The 25,276-nt window shown below is 54.8% G+C and carries 22 protein-coding genes and 1 tRNA gene; 11 read left to right on the top strand and 12 right to left on the bottom strand.

Annotated features, from left to right (window positions below):
• Positions 1–231: 231 nt before the first annotated feature.
• On the top strand, positions 232–2,493 hold the full coding sequence (locus Q0336_RS04335; protein WP_298526065.1) for a P-loop NTPase fold protein: 2,262 nt from the start codon (positions 232–234) through the stop codon (positions 2,491–2,493).
• Positions 2,494–3,059: 566 nt separating this feature from the next.
• Here the strand turns inward: Q0336_RS04335 and rsxA are convergent.
• The 10 genes from rsxA to Q0336_RS04285 form a co-directional block, all read right to left on the bottom strand.
• Entirely contained in the window at positions 3,060–3,641 is a 582-nt protein-coding gene (gene rsxA, locus Q0336_RS04330; protein ID WP_021667772.1) for an electron transport complex subunit RsxA, read from the bottom strand.
• 7 nt (positions 3,642–3,648) lie between these two features.
• The gene (locus Q0336_RS04325) at positions 3,649–4,236 is read right to left on the bottom strand and encodes an electron transport complex subunit E (RefSeq protein WP_021667773.1); all 588 of its coding nucleotides are present in this window, start codon (positions 4,234–4,236) and stop codon (positions 3,649–3,651) included.
• Positions 4,237–4,261: 25 nt separating this feature from the next.
• Positions 4,262–4,924: an RnfABCDGE type electron transport complex subunit G gene (locus Q0336_RS04320; RefSeq protein WP_298526062.1), complete on the bottom strand. Its 663-nt coding sequence runs from the start codon at positions 4,922–4,924 to the stop codon at positions 4,262–4,264.
• A 4-nt stretch (positions 4,925–4,928) separates the two neighbouring features.
• Entirely contained in the window at positions 4,929–5,906 is a 978-nt protein-coding gene (locus Q0336_RS04315) for an RnfABCDGE type electron transport complex subunit D (RefSeq protein WP_298526060.1), read from the bottom strand.
• Positions 5,907–5,911: 5 nt separating this feature from the next.
• Positions 5,912–7,249 carry an electron transport complex subunit RsxC gene (gene rsxC / locus Q0336_RS04310; RefSeq protein WP_298526059.1) on the bottom strand — a complete coding sequence of 446 codons (1,338 nt, stop codon included), beginning with the start codon at positions 7,247–7,249 and terminating at the stop codon, positions 5,912–5,914.
• 25 nt (positions 7,250–7,274) lie between these two features.
• Entirely contained in the window at positions 7,275–8,180 is a 906-nt protein-coding gene (locus Q0336_RS04305; RefSeq protein WP_298526057.1) for a Fe-S cluster domain-containing protein, read from the bottom strand.
• A 12-nt stretch (positions 8,181–8,192) separates the two neighbouring features.
• Positions 8,193–8,636, bottom strand: a complete 444-nt coding sequence (locus Q0336_RS04300) for a SoxR reducing system RseC family protein (protein ID WP_298526055.1) — start codon at positions 8,634–8,636, stop codon at positions 8,193–8,195.
• Positions 8,637–8,958: 322 nt separating this feature from the next.
• Complete coding sequence (locus tag Q0336_RS04295; RefSeq protein WP_298526054.1) at positions 8,959–10,134, bottom strand: NYN domain-containing protein; 1,176 nt, start codon at positions 10,132–10,134, stop codon at positions 8,959–8,961.
• 894 nt (positions 10,135–11,028) lie between these two features.
• Entirely contained in the window at positions 11,029–13,671 is a 2,643-nt protein-coding gene (locus Q0336_RS04290) for a carboxypeptidase-like regulatory domain-containing protein (RefSeq protein WP_298526052.1), read from the bottom strand.
• Positions 13,672–13,677: 6 nt separating this feature from the next.
• A complete protein-coding gene (locus Q0336_RS04285) occupies positions 13,678–14,475 on the bottom strand; it encodes a GLPGLI family protein (RefSeq protein WP_298526050.1) in 798 nt (265 codons plus the stop codon).
• A gap of 476 nt (positions 14,476–14,951) precedes the next feature.
• Between Q0336_RS04285 and Q0336_RS04280 the strand changes: the two genes are divergently transcribed.
• Positions 14,952–15,929, top strand: coding sequence for a dihydroorotate dehydrogenase-like protein (locus tag Q0336_RS04280; protein ID WP_298526049.1), 978 nt, complete (start codon positions 14,952–14,954; stop codon positions 15,927–15,929).
• A gap of 43 nt (positions 15,930–15,972) precedes the next feature.
• Positions 15,973–16,644 (top strand): OmpA family protein, encoded by a 672-nt coding sequence (locus tag Q0336_RS04275; RefSeq protein WP_298526047.1) that lies wholly within the window; start codon positions 15,973–15,975, stop codon positions 16,642–16,644.
• Positions 16,645–16,743: 99 nt separating this feature from the next.
• Here Q0336_RS04275 and ruvC read toward each other — a convergent pair whose 3' ends face one another.
• Entirely contained in the window at positions 16,744–17,319 is a 576-nt protein-coding gene (gene ruvC, locus Q0336_RS04270; protein WP_298526045.1) for a crossover junction endodeoxyribonuclease RuvC, read from the bottom strand.
• A gap of 54 nt (positions 17,320–17,373) precedes the next feature.
• Positions 17,374–17,682 carry a DUF4286 family protein gene (locus tag Q0336_RS04265; RefSeq protein WP_298526043.1) on the bottom strand — a complete coding sequence of 103 codons (309 nt, stop codon included), beginning with the start codon at positions 17,680–17,682 and terminating at the stop codon, positions 17,374–17,376.
• Positions 17,683–17,815: 133 nt separating this feature from the next.
• Between Q0336_RS04265 and Q0336_RS04260 the strand changes: the two genes are divergently transcribed.
• The 8 genes from Q0336_RS04260 to Q0336_RS04225 all read left to right on the top strand — a co-directional run bounded on the left by Q0336_RS04260 (position 17,816) and on the right by Q0336_RS04225 (position 25,245).
• Positions 17,816–17,889 (top strand) — tRNA-Ala (locus Q0336_RS04260).
• A 241-nt stretch (positions 17,890–18,130) separates the two neighbouring features.
• Positions 18,131–18,325 (top strand): hypothetical protein, encoded by a 195-nt coding sequence (locus tag Q0336_RS04255; RefSeq protein WP_298526041.1) that lies wholly within the window; start codon positions 18,131–18,133, stop codon positions 18,323–18,325.
• 157 nt (positions 18,326–18,482) lie between these two features.
• On the top strand, positions 18,483–18,902 hold the full coding sequence (locus Q0336_RS04250; RefSeq protein WP_298526039.1) for a 6-carboxytetrahydropterin synthase: 420 nt from the start codon (positions 18,483–18,485) through the stop codon (positions 18,900–18,902).
• A 107-nt stretch (positions 18,903–19,009) separates the two neighbouring features.
• Positions 19,010–21,178, top strand: a complete 2,169-nt coding sequence (locus Q0336_RS04245; RefSeq protein ID WP_366139520.1) for a S9 family peptidase — start codon at positions 19,010–19,012, stop codon at positions 21,176–21,178.
• Between the two features lie 36 nt (positions 21,179–21,214).
• Positions 21,215–22,504: a phosphoribosylamine--glycine ligase gene (gene purD / locus Q0336_RS04240; RefSeq protein ID WP_298526035.1), complete on the top strand. Its 1,290-nt coding sequence runs from the start codon at positions 21,215–21,217 to the stop codon at positions 22,502–22,504.
• A 97-nt stretch (positions 22,505–22,601) separates the two neighbouring features.
• Positions 22,602–23,615 carry a DUF6427 family protein gene (locus Q0336_RS04235; RefSeq protein ID WP_298526033.1) on the top strand — a complete coding sequence of 338 codons (1,014 nt, stop codon included), beginning with the start codon at positions 22,602–22,604 and terminating at the stop codon, positions 23,613–23,615.
• Positions 23,616–23,661: 46 nt separating this feature from the next.
• Positions 23,662–24,762, top strand: a complete 1,101-nt coding sequence (locus tag Q0336_RS04230; RefSeq protein WP_298526031.1) for a DUF2027 domain-containing protein — start codon at positions 23,662–23,664, stop codon at positions 24,760–24,762.
• 9 nt (positions 24,763–24,771) lie between these two features.
• The gene (locus Q0336_RS04225) at positions 24,772–25,245 is read left to right on the top strand and encodes a CYTH domain-containing protein (protein WP_298526029.1); all 474 of its coding nucleotides are present in this window, start codon (positions 24,772–24,774) and stop codon (positions 25,243–25,245) included.
• Positions 25,246–25,276 lie beyond the last annotated feature (31 nt).

Genomic DNA, 25,276 nt, shown 5'->3' with positions numbered 1-25,276 from the left:
GCATTCCTCTCATCCTTCCTCCCGAGGCAAGAAGCCCACTACAAATAAGCCTCCTCTACAGCCTCTTTTCCCTCGCAATAGCTAAGGGAAAAGTCTATACGAAAACAGTTGCCTGCACGTTCCGAAACTGCTACCTTTGCTCTGAGACTAGTCCCTCATTCATTACCGCCCTAATACATCTTCCTAGCTATGAGTCGTATCTGGACTTCATTCAGAGCATGGGTAAAAGACATGCACCAAGCATGGTCAAAGCATATCTTCATCGTTTCCGTCGTAGCCGTGGCCTTCGGCATGCTCCAGAAGCCCTTCTTGGCACTACTCAGCTTTATCGAGTCGCTTTGCTTAGCCCCTCTATCGCCAGATTGGTTCGGTGGATTAGTTTTCTTCCTTGTCTGCTACCTACTTAAGCGGGAATGGGATTATAGGAAGATCTATGTGCCTCGCCCCGTCTCTTTGTGGCTCTTTCTCCTGCTTGGGATCTATCTGTACTATAGGCATTGGGAAGGCTCTTTCTCGTTTTGGCTGATCCCTTACTTAGGGAAGCTGGCTTGGTCGGATCTCTTACTACTCCCCTGGGGCGGGGCTGTCGCTATTGCCCTTCGACCCAGGTCGAAGGGAGATTATTTGGGCATTGGTATTACTTTGGTTATACTTTGTGCTCTTGGTTATTTCTTACTTCAAGGGAAGAGGGAGGCCTCATTGGGATGGCTTCTCGGGAGTATTGCCATAGCTGTGGTTTCTTGCCTGTTAGGTTATCTCATTCTACGGCGATGGGGCTATAGGCTACAGCCAGAGATCAAGAAAGAAGCTCAAAGGGAGACGGAGCTGAGTTCTCTAGCTATTGATACAGATAGTGCTATTGTAAGTGAGAAAGAGGACTGGTTGGGGTTCTCTGGTATGGCTTGGATTCTCTGTCAAAATCTTGAAATGCTAGACCTGCATGAGAGGTCTCTGACGGTCGGAGTTATTGCCCCCTGGGGAAGGGGGAAGAGTTCCTTTATCAATCTCTTGAGGGAGGGACTGGAGTTCTGTGAGGAGATCATTGTTGTCTTCAATCCTCGAGGCTCAAAGTCGGTCTCCTCGATCCCAGAGGACTTCTTTGATACCTTTGCGAAGGAGTTGTCCCGGCATTACTTAGGCTTTGGCCTCTTGCTCGCTCGGTATACCAAGCATCTAGGATTGCTGAATCAATATGCATGGACTCGTCCCCTAGGCTCTCTCCTTACTCTACTTTTGCCTGGGAAAGAGCAGGAGGCGGTCAATCGTACCCTTAGAGAGCTCGGTAAGCGGGTATATGTTCTCCTCGATGATCTAGACCGTCTCTCAGGAGAAGAAATACTAGAAGTCCTAAAGCTTATGGATCGTAGTGCCTCCTTCTCGAATACGGTCTTCATCACCGCCTATGACAAGGCGTATGTGAACAATGTACTGAAGAAACACCTAGATCACGGGCTTGCTCATTCCTTTATTGATAAGTACATCTCTTGGGAATTCCCCCTGCTAGAGCCCAATAAGGAAATGTTGGAGCGACTCGTAGGTATAGTCTTGTCAAGGAAGGTATACGCTGCATCCCCCATCTGTAGACATATACAAAGAAGCTGGAGTCAGATCGGGCGTACAGTTGTGGAGTCCCTGGATTCAATACGCGATCTCAAGCGTTATCTTAATCTGGTTATCCCTCGCTATAATGGGGCATTTAGCGAGGTGGATTGTAAAGATTTCTTCTTGCTCTATTTGCTTTGCTACAAAGATTTTGGCATTTATTTAGCTCTGCATTCAAGACGAATTTTGCAACTAGATGTTCCTACCCAGACCTATGTGCTTATCCCCAATTATGAGGAAGAACTGAAGCGAGTGTCTCAATGGGAAGGGAGTAAAAGTATCCTAGAGAGGTTGTTCGCTCCGAGCCCAGAAGAGGAAGAGACGGATCCGTGGTGTCGCTCTCTTCGCAGTGCGCTGGGGTTTGATACTTACTTTAGGGGCTTTAACTTCCTGGAAGGTAGTCTTTACGGGCTGGTTTTATCGGAAATAATCCTCTCTATGAGAAAGGGGACCCTCCTTATGGATGTTGATGACCTGATCAGACAGCAAGGGGTAGGACGTGTTGTTGACACCTTCCTCTGTCTAGTGAGATCTTATCTTCAAGGGGGAGAAAATCGAGCAGAGGCAATTAAGACTATGGCATATATGGCCTTCACTGGGAACTTGCCCGAGAGGGAGGCTGAGATCCTGGAGGAAGAACTTTTCGAGTTCTTTTCTCTAGATCGGTATGAGAAGTATAAAGAGCTTCAGGTTGCTCCAGATCTTCCGAGCTATAAGTCCTTGTTGGAGCCAATGCTCACTTTTGTTGTTGAAGAGAACCCTCAATGGATATCTTCGATAATCCAAGACTTGTCTCAGGAAGGAAGTGTATTTCCCGGAGGGTGTACCTATAGTATAGAGGAACTATCTAGGCTACTGTCCGATCATCAGAAGAGCAAAGGAGCTCAGTAGAAGCTCAGCAATGGTATTTGGGAGGATCTCCTAAGCCTTGTTTGTAAGAGGGATTGTAAGAGCTATGCCTAGTATCCTGCGTGGCTACCGAGCAACTTGCCTCCTTGCCCCAGAAGAGCCTAGTGGAGCGTGTATGGATGGTCGCATTTAGGGGTATGATCCCCGTCCTAGCATCGCCAAGCTTGAGCATGCTACTGCTCAGCGCTTACTTCTCCTATAGGAGGAGTAGAGATGTACACTTGATGCGTGGATGGTCGAACAACAGATCCCCCAGCTAGATCTATCTTAGGCTATGTGAGGAGTATCCCAAAGGATGAGCCTTGTAGGAGCTTTGAGCTCTTGTCTGGTGAAGAGGGGGATCTAGAGAGCATCGACTATCTCTATCGGGCGATCTTAGCCCAAGAGGAAAGAGAACGTCAGCAGGCTGCCTCCGAGGGGTAGGGCTATGGCGCTACGGCGACGGAGGCAGGGCTTCCTCCTTCCCCTTGCTCGGGGAAAAAACAGTACCGGCCAGCTCGCACATGCGGGCTGGCCGGTATTGTAGAGGAGAGGGGGGCTTGTGCGCCTTACATCTTCACCATGCCACTGAAGCCCATGAAGGCCATGGCAAGGAGACCCGCTGAGATCAGCGCAATGGGTATGCCCTTCATAGCGGGGGGCAGTTCGGTGCGGCTGAGTTGCTCACGAATGCCGGCAAAGACTACTAGCGCTAGGGTGAAGCCTAAGGCAATGGAGATGGCGTAGACAATGCTCTCGAGGAGGTTGAAGTCCTTTTGGATGACTAGGATCGCTACCCCGAGCACACAGCAGTTCGTAGTGATCAGGGGAAGGAAGACCCCGAGTGCTTGGTAGAGGGCGGGTGATACCTTCTTGAGGATGATCTCTACCATTTGTACTAGGGCGGCGATGACGAGGATGAAGGTGATGGTCTGCATGTACTCCATCCCTAGCGGCTCTAGTACGAACTTCTGGAGAAGGAAGGTGCACATCGTCGAGAGGGCTAGGACAAAGGTCACCGCAGCGCCCATGCCCAGCGCCGTGTCTACTTTCTTAGATACGCCGAGGAAGGGACAGATACCGAGGAACTGCGAGAGTACAACGTTGTTGACGAAGACCGCAGCGACAAAGAGGAGGAGATAATGTGTCATGGGAGGATTACTTCTTGCTACTGAGCTTATTCTTGAGGGCGATGAGGTAGCCTAGCACGAGGAAGGCTCCAGGAGCGAGGACGAAGAGGAGTGCTCCGTATTCCTTGGGCAGGATCTGTAGCGTGAAGACGGCACCACTGCCGAGGAGCTCACGTAGCAGACCCAGCACTGTCAGGGAGAGGGTGAACCCGAGGCCAATACCCACGCCGTCGAGGCACGAGTGGAGGACGCCCTGCTTGGCTGCTACTGCTTCGGCACGACCGAGCACGATACAGTTCACGACGATCAGAGGGATGAAGAGCCCCAGCGAAGCGTAGAGGCTAGGGACGAAGGCCTGCATGAGCATCTGCACGATCGTCACAAAGCCTGCGATGACGACGATGAAGCTGGGGATGCGGACAGCGTCGGGTACGAGGCTCTTGATCAGGGAGATGACGGTATTGGAGCAAATGAGGACGAACATCGTCGCCAAGCCCATCGCCATACCATTGAGCGCTGAGGTCGTCGTGGCGAGCGTAGGGCACATGCCGAGGAGGAGCACGAAGGTAGGGTTCTCCGTCGTGATGCCGTTGCGGATGATATCTAGCGGTTTCATAGGATCGAGGACTGAGGGTAGGGGGTTACTTCGATGCCGAGGAGTCGGCTGGCGCTACTGCGGGTGCTGGGCTGGGAGCTTCACCTGTCCCGACTTCGAGCGTAGAGAAGGTGCGCCAAGCACGATTGACTGCGTCGAGGAAGGCACGGCTACTGATCGTCGCAGCGGTGATAGCGTCTACCTTCCCCCCATCCTTAGAGACGGTAAGGGGGGCTTCCTTCTTCATGTTCAGCCCACGTACATCGCGGATACCAGAGCCTTCGCTCTTCTCGTGGTACCACTCGGGTATGCGAGACCCGAGACCAGGGCTCTCGGAGTGCTGGAGGACGGAGAAGTCTACGAGCTGACCCGTAGCATCGAAGCCGACCATCACACGGATAAGCCCGCTGAAGCCCTTCTGCGTGTAGCTCTCGATGGCAAAGCCTACCAGAGCCCCGCCCTTCTTAGCAGGGTAGACGGTGAGGCTGTCTGTCTCGCCCTCGGGGAGGACGAGCATCTTCTCCTCGAAGGGATTATTATCGAAGGCGGGGGCTACGGCACGGATAGCTTCTACCTTAGCCTTCATCTCTGCCTCGGCGATGGGAGCCGTCGTCACTTGGTTCACGACAGCGAGGATCCCCGAGACGAGGACACATATCCCTCCGAGGGAGAGGAGCATGTTGGGGAGTGTCGAACTGAGCTTCTTCATACGGCTAACGTCCACCGAAGTGCTTCGGACGGATATACATGTTGATCAGAGGAGTGAAGCTATTCATGATGAGGATAGCGAAGGACATCCCTTCGGGGTAGCTACCGAAGAGACGGATGAGGATCGTCAGTAGACCGATCAGCGCACCATAGAGGAGTTGGCCTCGGGCACTCATGGGGCTCGTCACATAGTCTGTTGCCATGAAGATCGCCCCGAGCATCATACCGCCTGTCAGCAGGTGGAAGAGGGGCGAGGGATAGAGCGCTGGGTCAATGAGGTGCATGAGCCCAGAGAAGGCGAAGGCCGTCCCTAGTACGGCTACGGGGATGTGCCACGTGATCACTCGGCGATAGAGCAGGTACCCCAGCCCTAGGAGTAGTGCTAGCGCACTGACTTCGCCCAGACTACCGCCATGGATGCCGAAGAAGAGATCCATGGACGAAGGGATCTGGTCCCAGCTCATGCCAGGAGCACCCGTCTGTATCCCCTTGGCAATGCCTAGCGGGGTAGCACTTGTGACAGCGTCGGTATAGCTCATGTACTGCCCAGGCTGTGGCCAGAGCGTCATCTGAGCGGGATAGGCGATGAGGAGGAAGACACGCCCCACGAGTGCGGGGTTGAAGATATTTCCTCCGAGCCCTCCGAAGCTCATCTTCCCTACACCGATCGCCACCACTGCGCCGATGAGGATGATCCACCAGGGGAGGCTCGAGGGAAGGTTCATCCCGAGGAGGAGCCCCGTAAGAATGGCGGAGCCATCGCCTATGGACGTGGGTCGCTTGTAGAGATACTTAGTGATGGCCCATTCGGTGACGACACAGCCGAGGACACTTACAAGTAGGACAACGAAGGCTCCTAGCCCGAAGGTGAAGAGCGAGACTAAGCACGCTGGGGCTAGGGCGATGAGCACAGCATACATGTTGCGCTCGACGCTGTCACCGCTGTGGATGTGAGGGGAGGGGGATATGATGAGACGATCCATGAGGATTAGCTTTTGCGGGCACGGATGATGGCGGAGACCTTCTGCTTGCCCGTACGGATGAAGTCAAGGAGAGGGCGGTTAGAAGGGCAGGTATAGCTACAGGAGCCACACTCGATGCAGTCCACGATGTAGCCCTTCTCGGTGGCTTCCCAGTCGGCATACTGGACATCCCGCATGAGGAAGGCGGGGTTAAGCCCCATAGGGCAGACGGAGACGCACTTAGCGCAGCGGATGCAGTTGCGCATGGGGCGACGAGTGGATTCTTCACGGGGCAGGATGAGTACGCCCGAGGTGCCCTTGGTCACGGGAACTTCGGTGCTCAGTAGTGCCTTACCCATCATCGGGCCACCGCCGATGATCTTACCCGTGTCTTCGGGTAGTCCGCCCGAAGCCGAGATGAGATGCCCGATAGGTGTACCGATGCGAGCTCGGAAGTTCGAGGGGGTCTCTAGGTGCTTGCCCGTGACGGTGGTGATGCGCTCGACCAGAGGTTTCCTCTTCTGTACGGCTTCGTAGACAGCGAATACCGTCCCGACATTCTGCACGACAGCTCCTGCGGAGATAGGTAGAGCACCGCTCTTGATCTGCTTGCGAAGGACGGCATCGATGAGCTGCTTCTCCCCGCCTTGAGGATACTGCACCTTCAGGGGAAGCACCTCTGTCCCCTCGTAGTCCATAGCGAGCTGGGAGAGGTAGAGGATGGCATCCTTCTTATTGTTCTCGATCCCAATGACGGCACGGCTTACCCCGAGGGCACGCTTGAGGATCTCTACACCGACGAGGATCTCTTCGCCCTTGCTGAGCATGAGGGCGTGGTCGCTGGTGAGGTAAGGCTCACACTCTACGGCATTGACGATCAAGACCTCGGCCTTAGCTCCTGGGGGAGGGGAGAGCTTGACATGGGTGGGGAAGGTCGCCCCCCCCAGCCCTACGATACCAGCAGCGGAGATGCGCTCGATGATCTCCCGAGGCTCTAGGCTGCATGCCTTGATGAGCTCAGGGGAGCGGTCGATGCCTTCTTCCCATTCTTCCTCTTCAGCGGAGACGCTGATGACGATGGCAGGGCGCTTGTATCCCCCAGCATCGAAGAAGCTGTCGATCTTGGTGACCTTGCCAGTGACAGATGAGTGGATGTTAGCGGAGATGAAGCCTCCAGTCTTAGCGATGACTGTACCGACTTTCACGAGGTCGCCCTTCTGTACGGTAGGGACGGCAGGAGCGCCGATGTGCTGACCTATGGGGATGATGACCTCACGAGGCAGGGGTAGCTCTCTAATGGGCTGCTCTGCCGAAAGTTTGTTTTCGGGGGGGTGAATACCTCCGAGACGGAATGTGCGTAGCATGTGTCGTAGGAGAGAGGTCTATAGGTTAGGCGGTAAGCGGTTCGGTGGGAGGTGTCGGAGTGGCTGGAGCTGCAGGCTCCTTCTCCTTCTTGGGGGCTTCTTCCTGAGGTTCCTTAGGCTTGGGGGGAGGGAAGCCTAGCTCATGGATGGCATGGGTAGGACAGACGGGGACGCACTTACGGCAGAGGCGACACTTGGTGTGATCGATGTAGGAGAGGTTGTCAGCGATGGTGATGGCTTCGAACTTACACTCCTTGAAGCAGAGGGAGCAACCGATACACGCATTGCTACAAGCCTTCTTAGCCGCACCGCCCTTGTCCTTATTGACGCAGCTGACGAAGATGCGTCGACTCTTGGGACCTTTCTTGCGTAGCTCGATGATGGTCTTAGGGCAAGCCTTGACACAGGCACCGCAGGCCACGCACTTATCCTCGAGGATGACGGGGAGGCGGGTCTCTGGGTCCATGTACATGGCATCGAAGTTACACGAGTGGACGCAGTCAGCCATGCCGAGACAGCCCCAGCTGCAGTCGGTGTCCCCCTTGTAGAGGGCTGAGGCGATGGCGCAGCTACTAGCTCCGTCGTAGATGTTGGTTCGGGGGCGAGCTTCGCAAGTGCCGTTGCATCGGACGACGGCGACCAGCGGATCTTGCTTCTGGGCAGCAATGCCGAGGATGCCACTGACCTTCTCCATGACGGGTGTTCCCCCGACGGGGCAGAAGAGCCCTTCGAGGGTCTCGCTCTTACAACAAGCGCCAGCGAAGGCGGCACAACCAGGGAAGCCACAGCCTCCGCAGTTCGCTTGAGGCAGGACATCAGCGACCTCTGCGATGCGAGGGTCTTCCTTGACTTCGAACTTCCGAGAGACGAAGTAGAGCAGGAGAGCTCCTATCGCTCCGATAAGCGTCAAGACGATGATCGTAATATACATAGGGAAAGGGTGCTATTCGTGGTGAGGGGCTAGGGACTCGACCTTGAGAGTAAGGCGACGACCCAAGCGCTGACGCTGGGAGTAGAGGAAGAGATAGTAGAGGGTGAGGACACCGAGTGCCAAGGCTACCGAGCCCCCTTCGCTAAGCTGGAGTAGCGACTGCCCAAGGGCAACTGCCGCCACGAGGAGTAGGAGGGGGAGGACAAAAGCCAAGACCACAGCCAAGCGACCTACGCTCGTCTGGGCTACTACTCGGACGGGCTGACCGATGGAGAAGCTCCGTCCGTGCGTCTTGAGATGTAGATAGCGATCCTTGCATTCGGTGCTGACACACCAGTTGCGGGCATGGCAACCGCTGCAGGCACTCTGCTGCTGGATCTGGACGGTGACTTCGTCAGGGGAGATAGCTGTGACGATCCCCAGACGCTGATCCGTCTCTTTAATAGTTCCGTTCATGTGGTGAAGTGCTAATGGGTGAGGGGTCGTAGTTATCGACCCAATTTCATCGGTGCTCTCCTTGTGGATCTCTCGCAGGGAGAGGGGTGAGAAGCGGTAGCACCAGATCCATCCTATTCACATGAGCAAATGTATGCAATCACAGAGAAAGACGCAAACTCAGCGAGGGTGCGTTGCGAAGCGTATGCAAGCTAACCCTCTGATCCAAGCAGGGGTAAGGTGTAGGTCGTACTATGAGGGTAGCTAAAAAAGCCCTGCCCAGAGCTCCCTTGGGAGGGTTCTGGGCAGGGCTAAATATTTTAAGAAGTAGATTGAGCCCTACTTACTCGCTGAGCAGGGTGACATCTGAGGCGACGAGTTGCCCCTTTTCATTGCGGTTCAAGTGAACTTCGACAAAGTCTCCGACGAGGAGGTCATTGAAGTTCACCCCGTTGAGACTCTTGTAGTGGAAGAAGGCATTCTCCTTCACTCCGACATCGATGAATCCGAAGCCTGCCTTGAGGGTGTTGATCTGCCCTCTGATGAAGCCTGAGGGGAGCTCTTCGCCGATGACGATCGTATGTTTCTCTTCGGGGAGGTCGATATGTCCGATGATCTTGACTTCGGGGGCTTCGATCGAATCCTTCACAGATAGGGTGATCTCGGGCTCGGGAGCTTTGGCCAGTCGTGGCTTCTCTTCTTCGGGAGTAGGCTGATCCTGCTCGGCAGGTGGGAGCTCATCATCTCGGAGGCGAGCAACAGATGCAGGGTCGATGGTGCGGGCGTGCGCCGTGGGGGCTTGATAAGGTCGTCCCTTGACCTCTCGGTTGCGCTCTTCGCTTACCCCCTTGTTGACAAAGAGTCCATTGATGATGGGGTCGCTTCGATAGGCTCTGCTGTCGATGAGCTCGTTCATCATGATGGGATAAGTTGCCTCTTCGAGGAGGTCGAAGGAGGTGTAGGTCGTCGTTGGTTCCCGACGAGCTTCTCCCTCGTGCTCCAGATCCCAGCCGAGGACCATCACACGGGTGCCCAAAGCATGGAGCTTGCGAACAAGAGGGATGTAGTCACCATCGGCAGCGATGAGTACGACGATATCAAACTCGTGCTGCAGGGCTCGCTCGTAGGCTTCTAGAGCAAAGAGGACATCCACACCCTTCTCCTTTTTCTTGTTCCCCTTGCCAGCACGAGAGAGGGGAAGATGGTGCATCGTCACCCCCTCAGAGTTGAGCACATCATCAAAGAGTCGTTCGTAGTAGAGTACGTCTCCTGCAGCTTTGGCCGCTTCTGGGGCTGTGAGTCGACCTCGGAAGTAATGAGCATCGACGATCTTGCAGAGTTCAGGCGAAGTCCCCTCAAGTTGGGCAATTTGATATTTGAGGAAGCGGTGTAGTCCTCCTACGCTGAGGCGGCTTTTTCGCTCGTGATACTGATAGTAAAAAGTGCTGACATGCCAGAAGTAGTTGCCGTCGTAGAAGACACCTATTCTAGTCAGGTGTGATTTTTTTTCTTTAAGCATAATTCAATCCATTATAATAATCAACAGAAAATAGCGTTCACTACAAAGTTAGTTTTTTTTCTCCGTAGTTGTTCACTCGTTTTATAAGCTTGTTAAAGCTGTTGTAGTCCAGCTGTTTGTGGCTGGAAAGAGCAGGGCATCTGCTCGAAGATATATGCCGAATATGTCGGCTGGATATATGGATATAACAGTTCGTATCTAGGGGCTGTTGTGGCTACTTGGTGGGGCTTGTATTGAGTGGATCGTCTATGTCTTTGTTTTTGAGTGTCCTAGCCTCTAGCTGTCAGCCCCTATGCTTGATTTGCTTATAGCTTCTCACTCCTTTTGATCACAGAGGAGGGTCAAGGTTTAATCAGCCTTCCCATGATTGACCTTGGGACATGATAAGCGGATCTTCTTTATTGATGTTGCTTTGATCGGGGTGGAGTTTGAGGAGGATGAGTTGGCGGAGAATAAACAGCCTGGATGCTTCTTCCTCGGAGGGTCTTTCATGGACTTCTTAATGGTGGCTTTAGAAACCTACGGTAGGTCGTCACTGCGACCTACCGTGGGTCGTCGAGGCGACCTACAGTAGGTTTTATCGGCGACCTACCGTAGGGTCCGAAATGCCCCCTTCGAAGCGCTCCGCCGTGACCCCTCGAGAAGTCCTTCTACAGGCGGGATGTCGGCAGGTCGAGACCTCTGGGCTTTTCCGATCGAATTTCCCCCATCTTTACTCCTGCTCCACACGCGCCGATTTTGTTCCTAAGGATGCTCGTGGCGAGAAAGAAACAGCCAGAGCTTCCCAAAGCTCTGGCTGTAAGGTCTGAAGGGGGTTGTGCTTGGGACGTGTCGTGAGCGTCGCCACTACATAATACGGAGCTAGCGTGTCGTGCTCCTGCTGGCCTCCCGCCCCTAGAGGGAGAGGCGCAGGGATAGGACGAGCGAGCGTGGACGTAGGTGGTAGGTGGTCCAGTATTCCTCTAGTTCCTCCAGACGGCGGATGGAGTAGCTACGTATGTCGCTGAGGTTGTCGCCGTCGAGGACGAGTTCTACTTGTTTAGAAGGTTTGTAGCTCAGGCTTGCCCCGAGGAAGAGGAAGTCTCGCCGACCAAGGTAGGCACCATTATTATGGCAGTGCTTGGCGTGGAGCTTACCCTGCAGGCGAGTGGGGAGGAAGTCGAGGGAGAGCTGGAGGCGTTGATTCAGTTCGTTGCTTCTCAGTTCTCGCCCAGCGAGATGCGAGCTTAGTCCCTGAAAGCGGACGTCATACTCCAGGCGGTAGCCTCGGATGAGATCCAGTCCTAGGGAGCCCAGTAGGCTGTAGCTTAGGGCTCGGTAGTTCATGCGATCTCCCTGACGGAGTAGCTCTTGATCGCTTTGGGAGAGCGAAGCCGAGAGCACCAGCTGCATCGTCTGCCAGTCGATGTCCTTACGGCCGTAGGCGGAGAGGGTGTAGCGCTCGCTGTGGTGGGGCATGTAGGTCGCCTCGAGGAAACTCTGCCCCTCGTCATCGAGGGTCGTGCCGTAGGCGATGTCACTCCATGAGTGGTGCCATGCCGCTCCGATGTGGGCGAAGATCCGACTGAAGAGATCTCGGTAGGAGAGCCGTGCATCAGCGTTCACGGTAGGACTATCGTGGAGGGTCGCTCGGTAGCGGGACAGGCTACGATAGTTCTGCATCACGGTCGCAGAGAGGAGCTGATGCCAGGGAGTCTCGCTGGAGCTGTAGCTGGCATTTGCCTGGAGACTATAGCTGTCACTGGCCTTCCAGACTAGGGAGAGGGAGGGCTGGAGGTAGAAGCGAAGGCGCTGGGCATCATTGCTCTCTCCTAGGATGGGCATATTGTCTAGAGCGGTGTAGCTGAGCGCTAGAGGGAGGGTGAGCGTCCCCTGAAGTGCTCCATGGCTGTAGCGTGCCACGGGACCAAAGGCTAGGCGCGAGTGTAGGTGGCTGAGCTTACCCTGAGTAGTCCGATGGATATCGGGGTGGGTGAGCTGGGAGTGAAGGGTCGTATAGGTGGCATCCAGGTGGCCCGTGGCCGAGAGCGTCCAGCGTCGGGACTTGACCTTGCCTAGAAGTTCGAATCGATTGACCGAGGAGTAGGAGCTGACTCCTAGCTCCTGCCGAGCTATCTTGGTCCCCTCGAGGCTGAGGGCTTGTGGGGTATAGCTGAGGCTATTGGTAGAGCTCCATTCGAAGCCCGCTCCCCCAGCCGTTCGGTGCACCCAGCGGGTGCGGTTGTTCAGGCGGAGTGATCGGTAGCGGAGTGTCTGTAGGCTCTGTGTCCTCTTGGAGCCTGCTCCTACGACGAGAGGATTTCTGATACTTGTGGAGTGGATCTCCCCATGCCCTTCGTCCCACGCTCCCGAGAGGAAGAAGGTGGAGCTGAAGAAGCTCTGCGTGTGGTTCTTCTCGTAGTTTAGCTGTAGCTCTGCGGCGTGACTCCGTGTGCGGTCACTGATGTCCTCGGTGAGCTGTAGCTGAGCCCCCTCGGGGAGGAGGTAGGTGGTCTTGGCGAAGGAGCTCCCGTAGGCTAGCTGATGGCGGTAGTGGAGATTGTAGCTGAGACTTGCGCTGTCGGCGAGTCGGGTGAGCGTGCTGAGGTTAGCTCTATGACGGTAGCCGAAGAGCCCATTCCCTACAGGAGGGCGGCCATGCACTACGAGGCTGAGCAGACGGATGTCCTCAGAGGTGAAGCCTCCATAGTGCGCTACGGCATCGTCGAACTCCTGCCCTAGATTGTCACTGCTGTAGCGGAGGAGGTGCTGTCGCTTCTTCCCGAAGTGCATGGCTTGAAGCGAGGCATCCCACAGCGGACCTGGAGCGTAGCTTCCTGCACCGAGGCGAAGAGCCTTGGACCATATTCCCTTGGCTTTGTCCGTGAGCTTGAGGTTGATGGCCGCCTGCTGGGTGCTCTGTTGGTCCTCTAGGGCACGCACAGGCTGGTGGTGCTCCAGTACCTGTACGGTGGAGATGTCCTGCGCCCTAATCCCTTGGGTGGCGAGGCCGTAGCGTCCACGTAGTAGGTCTAGGCCCTCGATGTAGAAGCGGTTGATGGGGAGGCCTTGGTACTTGATGACCTTGTTGTCCTCGATCGTGATGCCGGGCAGGCGCTGCAGCACGTCGCCTATGGTGCGATCCTGCTGTAGGGTGTAGGCCGAGACCAGGTAGTTGAGGGTATCCCGCTGTGCCCAGAGCTTCTGAGCTTTCACGATGACTTCACGCAGGAGGCGCTCTTCGTGCTCGAGGTTGAGGTCAAGTGTCTGGGACTGGGCCTTGAGGTGAAGTAGCCGACGCTTGAAGCCTAGGCTCCTGACACGAAGCACCAGAGCGGGGAGCGAAGTCTCTAGCTGGAGTCGGTAGCGCCCTTCGCTGTCGGAGATGGTGTAGGTCAGGAGGCTGGAGTCGGAGGGCTGTAGCAGGGCTAGCACGGCACCCGCTACAGGCTCCGTGCCCGAGCGTAGCTGACCGCTGAGGGTCACCGTCTGAGTCTGAGCTCCGACGGAGGCGAAGCTCAGGACGAGGGTGACGAGGAGCAGAAGGCGCCGACACATGAGGGTTTAGTAGTCTAGGGGCTGGAACTTCGCCGGCTTCATGTTGACTGGGACATCCCCCAGCGTCATCGTGCCGTTCATGACGGTCATACTACTGATCTCGTCGGGCTTGATATAGTAGTAGGGTTTGCTCAGATAGTTGGGATTGGTGAAGAGGCGATTGCGTAGCTCAACGAACTTGCTCCGTGCGCACTTCACAGCTCCCTCTGGTGTGCTGTAGCGGATAGCCTCCTTCACTGCCTCTACGCCCTGGCATTCGAAGCGGTGGATACCATCCTCCGATGTGGCTCGAAGGATCAGTCCAGGTAGTCCACCGAGCCGCCAAGGTCCGAAGCGGGTAGGTAGGCTCTCGGCGAACCAAGCCTCCCATTTGAGACCTGCGTATTCGCCCGTCGCTTTCTGGCAGGAGTGTCCACAGATCGAATCGTACTGGCTGAGTACCGTCCAGCTGATCTGCTTCATGGCCTCGGTGGTGAGGTAGCGGTAGGGCGGGATGATCTCGACGGAGGTCATGCGCCCCTTGGGGTAGTTCTGCCAGGTGGTGGGGACATAGAGTAGCTGTTCGCTCTGATCCTTCTCTCCGTCGTGTCGCTTGCGTCCCATGGTGCAGGCTTGATCCTGTCCGACCTGGAGGGTGAGTCCGTAGCTGACGGTGAGATCCTTACCCTGAGCGTCGGTGCTCCGACAGCTGTATTCGTAGTTCGCCACTAGGAGGGTGTGAGCGATGCTGTCCGAGTCTTGCCTCTGAGCTGTCAGTGTGTAGTAGCCGAGGAGCGTGAGGATGATGATGCTTAGCGTTCTCATGTTTAAATGTTGGAATGGTGTGACTCCTAAATCTTGATTGGTGATGTTTCAAAGGTACTGATTTACCCCCAACTTATTCCGTCACTCTAGGCAGTGGGAAGGAGGGTGGTCCTGCACCCCTCAAAAGAAACCTACGGTAGGTCGTCACTGCGACCTACCGTGGGTCGTCGAGGCGACCTACAGTAGGTTTTATCGGCGACCTACCGTAGGGTCCGAAATGCCCCCTTCGAAGCGCTCCGCCGTGACCCCTCGAGAAGCCGCTCTACAAGCGGGCTGTGAGCGGGTCGAGACCTCTAGGCTTCTCCGACCGAATTTCACCCACATTTGCCCCAGCTCCGAGCGTGCTGATTTTCGCCGTCGCCCCTAGGGGATAAAGAGCTGCGAATGTAGGGTGAGAAGGGTGTCCTCTGGAGAATTAGTAATATCTTTGCCTTGACGTTTCTCCCCATTCGTTCACTCATTTGACACTCACGATAATGGTAGATATTCGCACCTCCTTCGCAGGGCTGACCTTGCAGAGCCCGATCATCCTCAGTAGCTCGGGCTTGACCCGCAATATCGAGCGTACCAAGTCCTTCGTCGAGGCTGGCGCTGGCGCTGTCATCCTGAAGTCGCTCTTCGAAGAGCAGATCCTCATGCAGACGGGGCATCTGATCGCACAGAATGATTATCCCGAGGCAGAGGATTACATCTCTTCCTATGTCCGCAGTGAGGCCATCGAAGGCTATCTGAAGCTGATTCGTCAGGCTAAGGAAGAACTCTCTGTCCCCGTCATAGCTAGTATCAACTGTAGCTCTTCAGGGAGCTGGGCGGAGTTCGCCGAGCGCATCCACGAGGCAGGAGCAGATGCCTTGGAGATCAATGTTATGCGTCTGGAGACGGATCTCTACTTCGATCCAGTCAGGGCCGAGGAGCTCTATGTCTCCATCGTCTCCTCGCTCGTCGGCAAGGGGCTTCCTATCATCGTCAAGCTCTCCCGCTACCATACGAACCTCCCCGTGCTCGTCGACAAGCTCCGTGCAGCAGGGGCCGCGGCGGTGACCCTCTTCAATCGCACCTACCAGATCGATATTGATCTGGATCGTGAACAGCTCATCGGTGGTGAAGTCTTCTCCCATGCGGGTGACTTCACCGAGACCCTGCGCTTCACGGGGCTCGTCCGTGGTCTAGTCCCCGATGTGCAGATCTCAGCGTCTACGGGAGTCTATACTTGGGAGGAGCTGACGAAGGCTATTCTTGCTGGTGCAGATACTACGCAGATGTGTACCGCCGTTTATAAGCAAGGTGCAGCTGCGATCAAGGAAGCCCTTGTGGGACTCCAGCGCTGGATGGTCGAGCACGGCTACCAGAGCCTCGATGAACTCCGTGGCCGTCTGAGCTATGGCTCTGTGTCAGATCCCAGCCTCTTCGAGCGAGTCCAGTTCATGAAGTATTTCAGTAGCCGTCAAGGTTAAGAGTCAAGAGACTTTATCAAACAACATAATATTGTATATAAGAATGAAGAAGCAATCAATGGCGGCAGCGTTCCTCGCTGGCGCTCTCGTCCTATCAAGTTGTGGTGCTAGCAATGCTATCAAGGGTGCTGGTATCGGTGCAGGTGCAGGTGCTCTGATCGGTGCTGGTATCGGTCGTGTCGCAGGTAACACTGCTATCGGTGCTGCTATCGGTGGTGTCATCGGTGGTACTGCAGGTACGCTCATCGGTAAGAAGATGGATAAGCAGAAGAAGGAACTGGAGCAGGATGTCAAGAATGCCAAGATCGAATCGATCAACGATGGTCAGGCTATCCGTGTCACCTTCGACAGTGGTATCCTCTTCGCTACCAGCTCCTCTTCCCTCAGCGCTGCTTCGCAGACGACGCTACGTAAGTTCGCTGCTAACCTCGCAGAGCACAGCCAGACGGACCTGCTCATCGTAGGGCACACGGACAATACGGGGAACGACCGCATCAACGATCCTCTCTCCTACAACCGTGCAGAAAGCGTTCGTAACTTCCTCGCTGGCCAGGGCATCGCATCTTCGCGTATCAAGGTCGAAGGTAAGGGTAGCCACGAGCCTGTAGCAGACAACTCTACTGCCGCTGGTCGTCGTGAGAACCGTCGTGTAGAAGTCTACATCCTTCCTAGCAAGGATATGGTGAAGGCCGCTCAGGACGGTACGCTCAAGTAGTCTCTACTTCGCCTATAAATAAAGCACTCGCCTCGGTCCAAGTCGGATCGAGGCGAGTGCTTTATATATATCTATGGAGTGAGCTCGGATGTCGGATGGCTACTTCTTGAGCCCCTTCACTCGGGAGGGGTTTTGCTTGACGAAGTCTTCCCAGTTCTTCGTCGCTCCTCCCGAAGCCGAACGGAGGGGAGAGGAGGTCAGGAAGTGGTGGCAGAGGGCTGCTGCTAGGCCGTCGGTAGCATCTAGCTCCCGTGGCATGTCTTCGGCGGGGATCTTCAGATAGCGCTGGACCATCCCTGCGACTTGTTCCTTGGAGGCGGCTCCATTGCCGGTGATGGCCTGCTTGATGCGCATCGGGACATATTCGGTGATGGGGATGTCACGGGTGAGTGCTGCAGCCATGGCTACGCCTTGGGCACGTCCTAGCTTGAGCATGCTCTGTACATTCTTGCCGAAGAAGGGGGCTTCGATCGCTAGCTCGTCGGGGTGGAACTCATCGATGAGCCCTTGTACACGATCGAAGATGCGCTTGAGGCGTAGGTAGTGATTCTCGAACTTATCCAGAGAGATCACCCCCAGAGCCAGCAGGCGAGCCGTCTGCCCCTTCACCTCGATCAGACCGTAGCCCATGACGATGGTCCCAGGGTCAATGCCCATGATGATACGCTCGCTCATATATGCTGCTTCTGTCGTGTGATGTCTATTATATATATGTAGTAGGGTGGCTCCTTACTCGACGACGTGCATGATCGTGCTGAAGCCAAGGACCTGCTCCCCGAAGCGCTTCACCAGAAGGTCGGCGATGCGTAGCCCTGTGTTCGATAGAATGTCCTGCAGGTGTGCCTCCCCTTCGGCATAGAAGTGTAGAGCGAAGGAGAGGGCATCGGCTTCCTCATCTTGAGGGATGACGCGATGTAGGCAGGGGGTCCGAACAAGTGTGTCGGCTTCGAGGGCGGGGAGATAGATCTCTCGCATGAAGGAGAGGAAGTCGGTCTCGGTGCTCGGTGCTAGGACAAAAGTTGTGTTATAGAGAATCATAAGTCTTGTCTTTTAGGGAGGGTGGTGCAAAATTTTTTCTGCTGTCCACAAGGAACAAAGATACTTGTAAATAAAATATTTACTACCTTTGTGCCGTTGATGAGGTGCATGCGGAAGTTCCTCATAAGTGTCTGGGGTATTAGCTCATCTGGCTAGAGCGCGACACTGGCAGTGTCGAGGTGAGCGGTTCGAGTCCGCTATACTCCACAGAGGAAGGAAGAGAATGAGTCTCTCCTAACTCGTAATACCGCAAAAGGCGCACTTGGGGTAGCCTCTTCAGGAAACTCCGATACGTCGAGAAAGCATGGGTGGGTGTCTCAGACGCATACTCATGGGTCAACGGCAATATTAAGGGAAGACTTATTGTTGAATCAGAAAGTTGCTGTATCTTTGCGGTGTTATTCATGACGAATTCGAAATTAATAACTAATTAACGTAAGAAAGAAAGATGAAGAAGTTTTTCGCATTTGCAGTTGTCGCAGTAGCTGCTACGTTTGCATCTTGTGCAGGTAACAGCGATCAGAACGCTCAGGATTCTGTAGCTGCTGATAGCGCTGTAGTCGAAGCTGTATCTGCAGTAGTTGATTCTGCTGCTATGGTTGACTCTGCTGCCACTGCAGTTGTTGACTCTATCGCTAAGTAAGCAATAGGTTCGACCTAAGATTAGCCACGGGCACGGTGTCTCTCTCAAGGAGATATCGTGCCCGTGAGCCATATAGAGGCTCTGGGGGATCCTGCCCTCAGAGCCTCTTCCCCTTCTGGGTAAGATGCCGTATCTTTGTATAGCTAATAGGATAGATATGATCACAGTAGAGCGCTACCACGATATCAGTATGGGCCACCGTGTCGTCGGCCACGAAAGTAAATGCCGACATCTCCATGGACATAACTATCGGATCCACTTCGTCTGTACAGCCTCAGAGCTTGATCCTCTGGGCCGTGTCATCGACTTCTCTGAGATCCGAGATCGCTTGTGTATGTGGCTCGAAGAGCATTGGGATCATCGGATGATGATCTGGAGTGAAGATCCCCTACTCCCCGAGCTTCAGCGCTTGGTGCCTGAGGATCTGTGTATCGTCCCCTTCAACCCCACTGCAGAGCAAATTGCTATCCACCTCGTCTCAGTCGTCGGCCCAGAGCAACTCAAAGGCTCGGGGATCACACTCCTTGCCTGTCGCGTAGAGGAGACCCGCAAGTGCTCCGCCTCTTACAGTAGATAGTCCATTCTCCGTTACCCCGAGCTTAGCTTCTTGCCTCGCTCTGGGCCAGTGATATTGCCTATCTTTGTGCTACTATCAGATACTACACATCTATACATATAGGAATGATGAATATCCGTACGTTAGCTCTGCTTGCTATGGCTGCTACAGCCCTATCATCTGCACCCCTCCTCGCTCAGGAGGCACCACGCACCCCGACACTTGAGGAATACACGCTTGGCTCTCCTAAGATGCTTCGTCGTACCTCGCTTCGCTCTTTGAGCTGGCTAGGGAATGACTACATCTATATCGACAGCACACGCCTAGTCATCGGGAAGCCCGCTACCCAGACGAAGGAGACGACGCTCCTTACCCAAGACGAACTTCTCTCGATTCTCGGGGAAGCCTCTAAGGGGAAGGGGGCAAAGTATTTCTCTCCCTTCACAGTAGTCGGAGGCGATAGAGAACTCCTCTCCATCACCTTCGGGCAGAAGCACCACCTTGTAGATCCTCGTGCAAAGAAGCTCGTAGCATCCTTCGAGCGTGCCAAGGCGGAGCAAGCTTTCCTCCTAGCTCCTCGAGCCGATCATGCCGCAGTAGTCAAGGAGGACAACCTCTTCGTCCTCGCTCCTGATGGTACTTCTCGCCAGCTGACCACCGATGGTAGCCCCACGATCGTCTACGGGCAGACCGTGCATCAGAACGAATTCGGGATCAATGGCGGACTCTTCTGGAGCCCTGATGGCAGGCAGCTCGCCTTCTATAGGATGGATCAGACGATGATCGCAGCTTATCCCCTCGTGCATACCGATGCTCGTAAGGCTACCGAAGAGAAGCTCTACTATCCTATGGCGGGGATGCCTAGCCACCATGTCACCCTAGGTGTCTATGACTTAGCTTCGGGTAAGGTGGTCTACATCAAGACGGGTGAACCTAAGGAAAAGTACCTGACGAATATCTCTTGGGCTCCTGATGGTAAGACGATCTACATCGCAGAGCTCAACCGAGAGCAGAATCACATGGATCTGAAGGCCTACGATCCTAAGACGGGTGATTATATCAAGACGCTCTTCTCCGAGTCCAACCGTAAGTACATCGAGCCTCAGTGGCCGATGCGCTTCATCCCTGGACGTGATCACGAGTTCGTCTGGCAGACGCGCCGTGATGGCTACACTCACCTCTATCACTACAATGTCGATGGTAAGCTCCTTGGGCAGATCACCCGTGGAGAGTGGGAGGTCACAGACTTCCTCGGCTTTGCAGATGGAGGCAAGACGCTGGTCTATACCTCTACCGAGCTCAGCCCCATTGACCGAGTCGTCTCCTCTGTCAGCCTCAATGGACGGAAGAAAAAGCTCCTTACCCCTCAGAGTGGATGGCATGTCGCCCGACTCTCACACGATGGGAAGTTCCTCCTCGATACCTACGAGTCGCTGAAGAATCCTACGGAGCAGCGCCTAGTCTCCGTCTCCAACGGTAAGCAGCTAGCTAAGCTCTATCAGTCGAAGGATCCCGAAGCGGGTTTCATCAATCCCGAGATCACCTTCGGTAAGATCAAGGCTGCTGATGGGGTGACTGATCTCCACTACCGCTTGCTCAAGCCAACGAACTTTGACCCCAGCAAGAAGTATCCTACCATCGTCTATGTCTACAATGGCCCTCATGCCCAGCTCGTGCAGAATCGCTTCCACGCTGGTTGCTTAGGTTGGGATCTCTACATGGCTACTCAGGGCTATGTCGTCTTCACTGTCGATGGTCGTGGCTCTGCACACCGTGGGGCTGACTTCGAGCAGATCATCCACCGCCACCTCGGTAAGAATGAGATGGCAGACCAGATGAAGGGGGTAGACTTCCTCAAGAGCCTCCCTTATGTCGATGCCGATCGTATCGGGGTTGCTGGCTGGAGCTATGGTGGCTTCATGACGACGAACCTCATGCTTACCTATCCTGATGTCTTCAAGGTAGGGGTCGCTGGTGGCGCTGTCACAGACTGGGCTCGCTACGAAGTCATGTACGGCGAGCGCTATATGGACACACCACAGGACAACCCCGAGGGCTACAAGGAAACGAACCTATCCCTCCGAGCTAAGGACCTGAAGGGTCGCCTCCTCCTCATCCACGGGACGATCGACCCAACGGTCGTCTGGCAGCACACGCAGCTCTTTGTCGAGGCTTGTGTCAAGGCTGGCACTTACCCCGACTACATGATCTACCCTGAGCATCGTCACAATGTGATGGGTGTAGATCGTGTGCATCTCAACTATACGATGGCTCGCTATTTCTTTGATCACTTGTAGTCACTGGGCACATCGTATCCACTCTAAATTGCTTCTATGAATATTCTCCTATTGGGATCGGGCGGACGTGAGCATGCGCTGGCATGGCGCATGGCTCGTAGTCCCCACCTCAGTCAGCTCTTCATTGCGCCCGGTAACCCTGGGATGTCACTCTATGGGACGTGTCTCCCTCGTATCGGAGTCACAGACTTCGCTGCTATCGCTGATCTAATTCGTCGGGAACGAATCAAGCTCCTCGTCGTTGGTCCCGAGGTCCCCTTGGTCGAGGGGATCGCAGATTACCTCAGAGAGGAAGCGGGTCTGAAGGACCTTCTGATCGTCGGCCCTGATGCCCGTGGAGCACAGCTCGAAGGGAGTAAGGACTTCAGCAAAGCCTTCATGCTGCGCTATGGGATCCCCACCGCAGGATATAAGACCTTCGATCGTCAGTCCTACGATGACGCTGTGGCTTATCTCAAGACACTTCGTCCTCCCTATGTGCTCAAAGCCGATGGACTGGCCGCTGGTAAGGGGGTCATCATCAGTGAAGATCTAGAGGAGGCGGAGCGAGAGCTGCAGGAGCTATTGACCGGTCGCTTCGGAGAAGCTAGCACACGTGTTGTCATCGAGGAGTATCTCCATGGGATCGAATGCTCGGTCTTCATCGCTACGGATGGTCACAACTGGCGCATCCTGCCCGTGGCGAAGGACTACAAGCGCATCGGCGAAGGGGATACGGGTCCCAATACGGGAGGGATGGGCTCTGTCTCTCCAGTGAGCTTCGCAGACGAAGTCTTCATGAAGAAGGTCGAGGAGCGTGTTGTACGTCCTACGATCGAAGGCTTACGAAGCGAAGGGATTGACTATCGGGGCTTCATCTTCGCTGGTCTGATGAATGTCGACGGTGATCCGTATGTCATCGAGTACAATTGCCGTATGGGAGACCCTGAGACGGAGTCTGTGATGCTCCGTATCGACTCCGACTTCGTCGAGCTCCTAGAGCGTATGGCTACGGGTGATCTCGGTGACTACCAGCTCGAGGAATCCACGAAGTACGCAGCTACCGTGGTGCTTGTCTCCGAAGGTTATCCAGGCTCCTATGCCAAGGGTAAGCCTATCAGCTATCCTCATGAGCCGACCTTCGACTCTGCTCTCTTCCATGCAGGTACAGCCCAGGATAACTCGGGGCATCTCGTTACCTCTGGGGGACGAGTGCTCACTGCGAGTTGTCTCGGATCCACGTTGGAGGAAGCCTTAGAGCGATGCTATAAGCTCGCTGATCAGGTGCACTTTGAGGGTAAGTCTCTACGCCGAGACATCGGTCAAGATCTTCTGAAGCTGTCCTAGTATAGTATTCTTCTCACAATGCCTATGGGGAAGCCTCTCTATGGAGAGGCCTTGCCCGTAGGCATTGCTTTTCTCCCCACTCTGAGCATCTACGATTATGTACACCTCCTCGTCGGCACGGCGACGTACGAACTGGCTTGAGGTCATCCTTTGGATCCTAATCTTCTTGCTGGTCTATATACTCCCGTCGTCTCCTCATCTGAGTTTTCAGGTCGAGGTCATAGAGGGGCTCATCCCCCAGCTCCCTGCAGCATCGACGTGGATCAGTAGACTGATCGGACTTCTAGCCCTAGCCTTGATCAGTACGCTTGCTATCTATACGGGAGAGCGCTATCTCCTGATAGAGAAGGGAGAGCGAGCTACGATGGTACTCTTTTTTGTAGCTCTGATGACGACCTCGCCGTCTCTGGGTGCACTCTCGGGGCTTGCGGTGATCTTCCTGCAACTGATCCTCTTCTTGAGCTTCGGTCTCTATCAAGATACGCACCAGCCTCGTTTCTATCTCTTCATTGGACTGCTGGTGGGGCTTCTGTGTCTACTTACCCCGCTCTATGGGGTCCTGCTACCCATCATCCTACTAGCACAGTATCGCCTGCGCTCTATGGAGAGTCGCTCTTTTGTGGGGCTGATAGCGGGTGCCTTCCTTCCCATGTGGCTTCTCTTCGCAGTACTCATCTTCCAGGGATTTAGCGTGCTGAGTAGCTACGAGCAGCTTTTCCTGAGGGACTTTCCTTTGCCTCTTCCTCGGGAAGTGAGCGGGATGGCGTTCGTCACACCCCTGTGTTATTGGAGCTTCGTCGTGTGCTTCCTTGTTGGGAGCTTGCTCTATCGAAGACGTTTCTATCGGGAGAATGTCCGACATCGGGATATGTTCGCCGTCCTGCATTTCTATCCGTTGGTGCTCCTCTTGCTCGTCCCGTTCATGGCGGCAGAGGCTCCGGCCTTACTCCAGCTGACGGTCGTTCCCATTGGCTTCATCGTAGCCCGAGGGATGGGGGCTGTTCCCGAACGCATGGGGCTCGTTTTGCGAGCAATCCTGCTTACGCTCCTTCTTGCTCAGTATCTCTATACTCTTGGCTTCTTTGATCTAGTGCAGCGCATGCTTTCCTAAAGACTTATGACACCATGCCTTTTCTTAGGCACCCATACATATAGCTATGAATAATCCCAATAATGTAAAGGTCGGGAGCCAAGTGCGCTTCCTCAATGCCGTCGGTGGCGGGCGGGTCGCTCGTATCACGGCTGATACAGCTTGGGTCGAAGATGCTGATGGCTTCGAGATCCCCACTCTTCTGAAGGAATGTGTTGTTGTCGATGAAGGTGATACCTTCATCCCCGAGATTCGTCCTCCTCAGATTATTCAAGAGAAGCTCCAGAAGGCGAAGCCCGAAGCTCAGCCTCAGCCAGAGGTCAAGGTGAAGCACTCCGCTCCCAAGCAAAGCCTTCCACAGACCTATCGTCCTGATGCCGATGAGCTGACAGCTACGCTTGCCTTCCTTCCTCAAGATCGGACGAAGCTAGGGCTGACGAACTACGAAGCCTACCTCATTAATTACAGCAACTTCTCACTCTACTTTGCCTACCTGAGTGCTGTTGGTACGGGCTATAAGCTCCGAGCCTCGGGTGTGATCGAGCCGCATTCGGATGCTTTCCTGGAGGAGTTTGCTCCCGCAGAGCTCAATGATCTGGAGCAACTAGCAGTGCAAATCCTTCCCTTCTCAGAGCAACGAGTCACTAAGCTCCAGCATCCCCTTTCGGTGCGCTTGCGCCTAGATACCACAAAGTTCTTCAAGCTCCACTCCTTCCGTGAGAATGATTACTTCACGGATGAGGCGCTGATGATCCCGATCGTAGAGCGGGGTGCGGGCAAGGAGCCCCCAACGATCGATCCCCAAGCCCTAGAGCAATCCCTCAAGGCAAAGAAGGTAGCAGAGCGCGCCGAGCGTCGCCCTTCACCTGCGACAACTCAGCGAGAGGAACCACTTGTCGTTGATCTTCATGCCTCCAATCTGCTGGAGACGACCGCCGGGATGTCTAGTGCGGATATTCACGCTTACCAGCTGGAGTACTTCCACCGTACGATGCGTGAACACCTCAAGGAGAAGGGGCGTAAGATCATCTTCATCCATGGGAAGGGTGACGGTATCCTTCGCTCTTCGATCGAGCGGGAGTTGAAGCATAAGTATTCGACTTGCCGCTATCAAGATGCGTCCTTTAGGGAATATGGCTTCGGGGCTACTCAGGTTACACTCGGCTAATCGGTAGGGATGAAAGAGATCGAACGCAAGTTTCTTGTTTCTACTGTTGCCTTCCGAGAGGCAGCAATAGAAACTCTTCCGATTGACCAAGGCTACCTCCATGCTGATAGCCCAACGGTGCGTGTGCGTCGTCGTGGAGAACAGGCCTTCCTTACGATCAAGAGCCGTGCGGATGAGCGTGGGCTGGTGCGTGACGAATACGAGTATGAGATCCCGCTAGCCGATGTCGAGGCTCTTCTGGTGATGTGTGGGGAGCGTCGTCTCACGAAGGTGCGCCATCTGGTGCCATACCAAGGTCATCTATGGGAGGTGGATGTCTTTGCTGGACGGCATGAGGGGCTCTGTTTGGCAGAGATCGAGCTGAGTACTCCCGAAGAGCACTTCGACCTTCCGCCATGGGTGGGCGAAGAGGTGACGGGTGATCCCCGCTATTACAATAGCGTCCTAGCTGAAAGCAAACAATATGAGTATCCTCATGGTTAGGTAATTGATAGGCTCCGCAAGATGGCCTTTC

It is taken from the genome of uncultured Porphyromonas sp., from assembly GCF_938039215.1.
In the GTDB taxonomy this organism is placed as follows: domain Bacteria; phylum Bacteroidota; class Bacteroidia; order Bacteroidales; family Porphyromonadaceae; genus Porphyromonas.
Note: the sequence above shows the minus strand (reverse complement) of the source record. Positions and strands in the feature narration are given on the sequence as shown.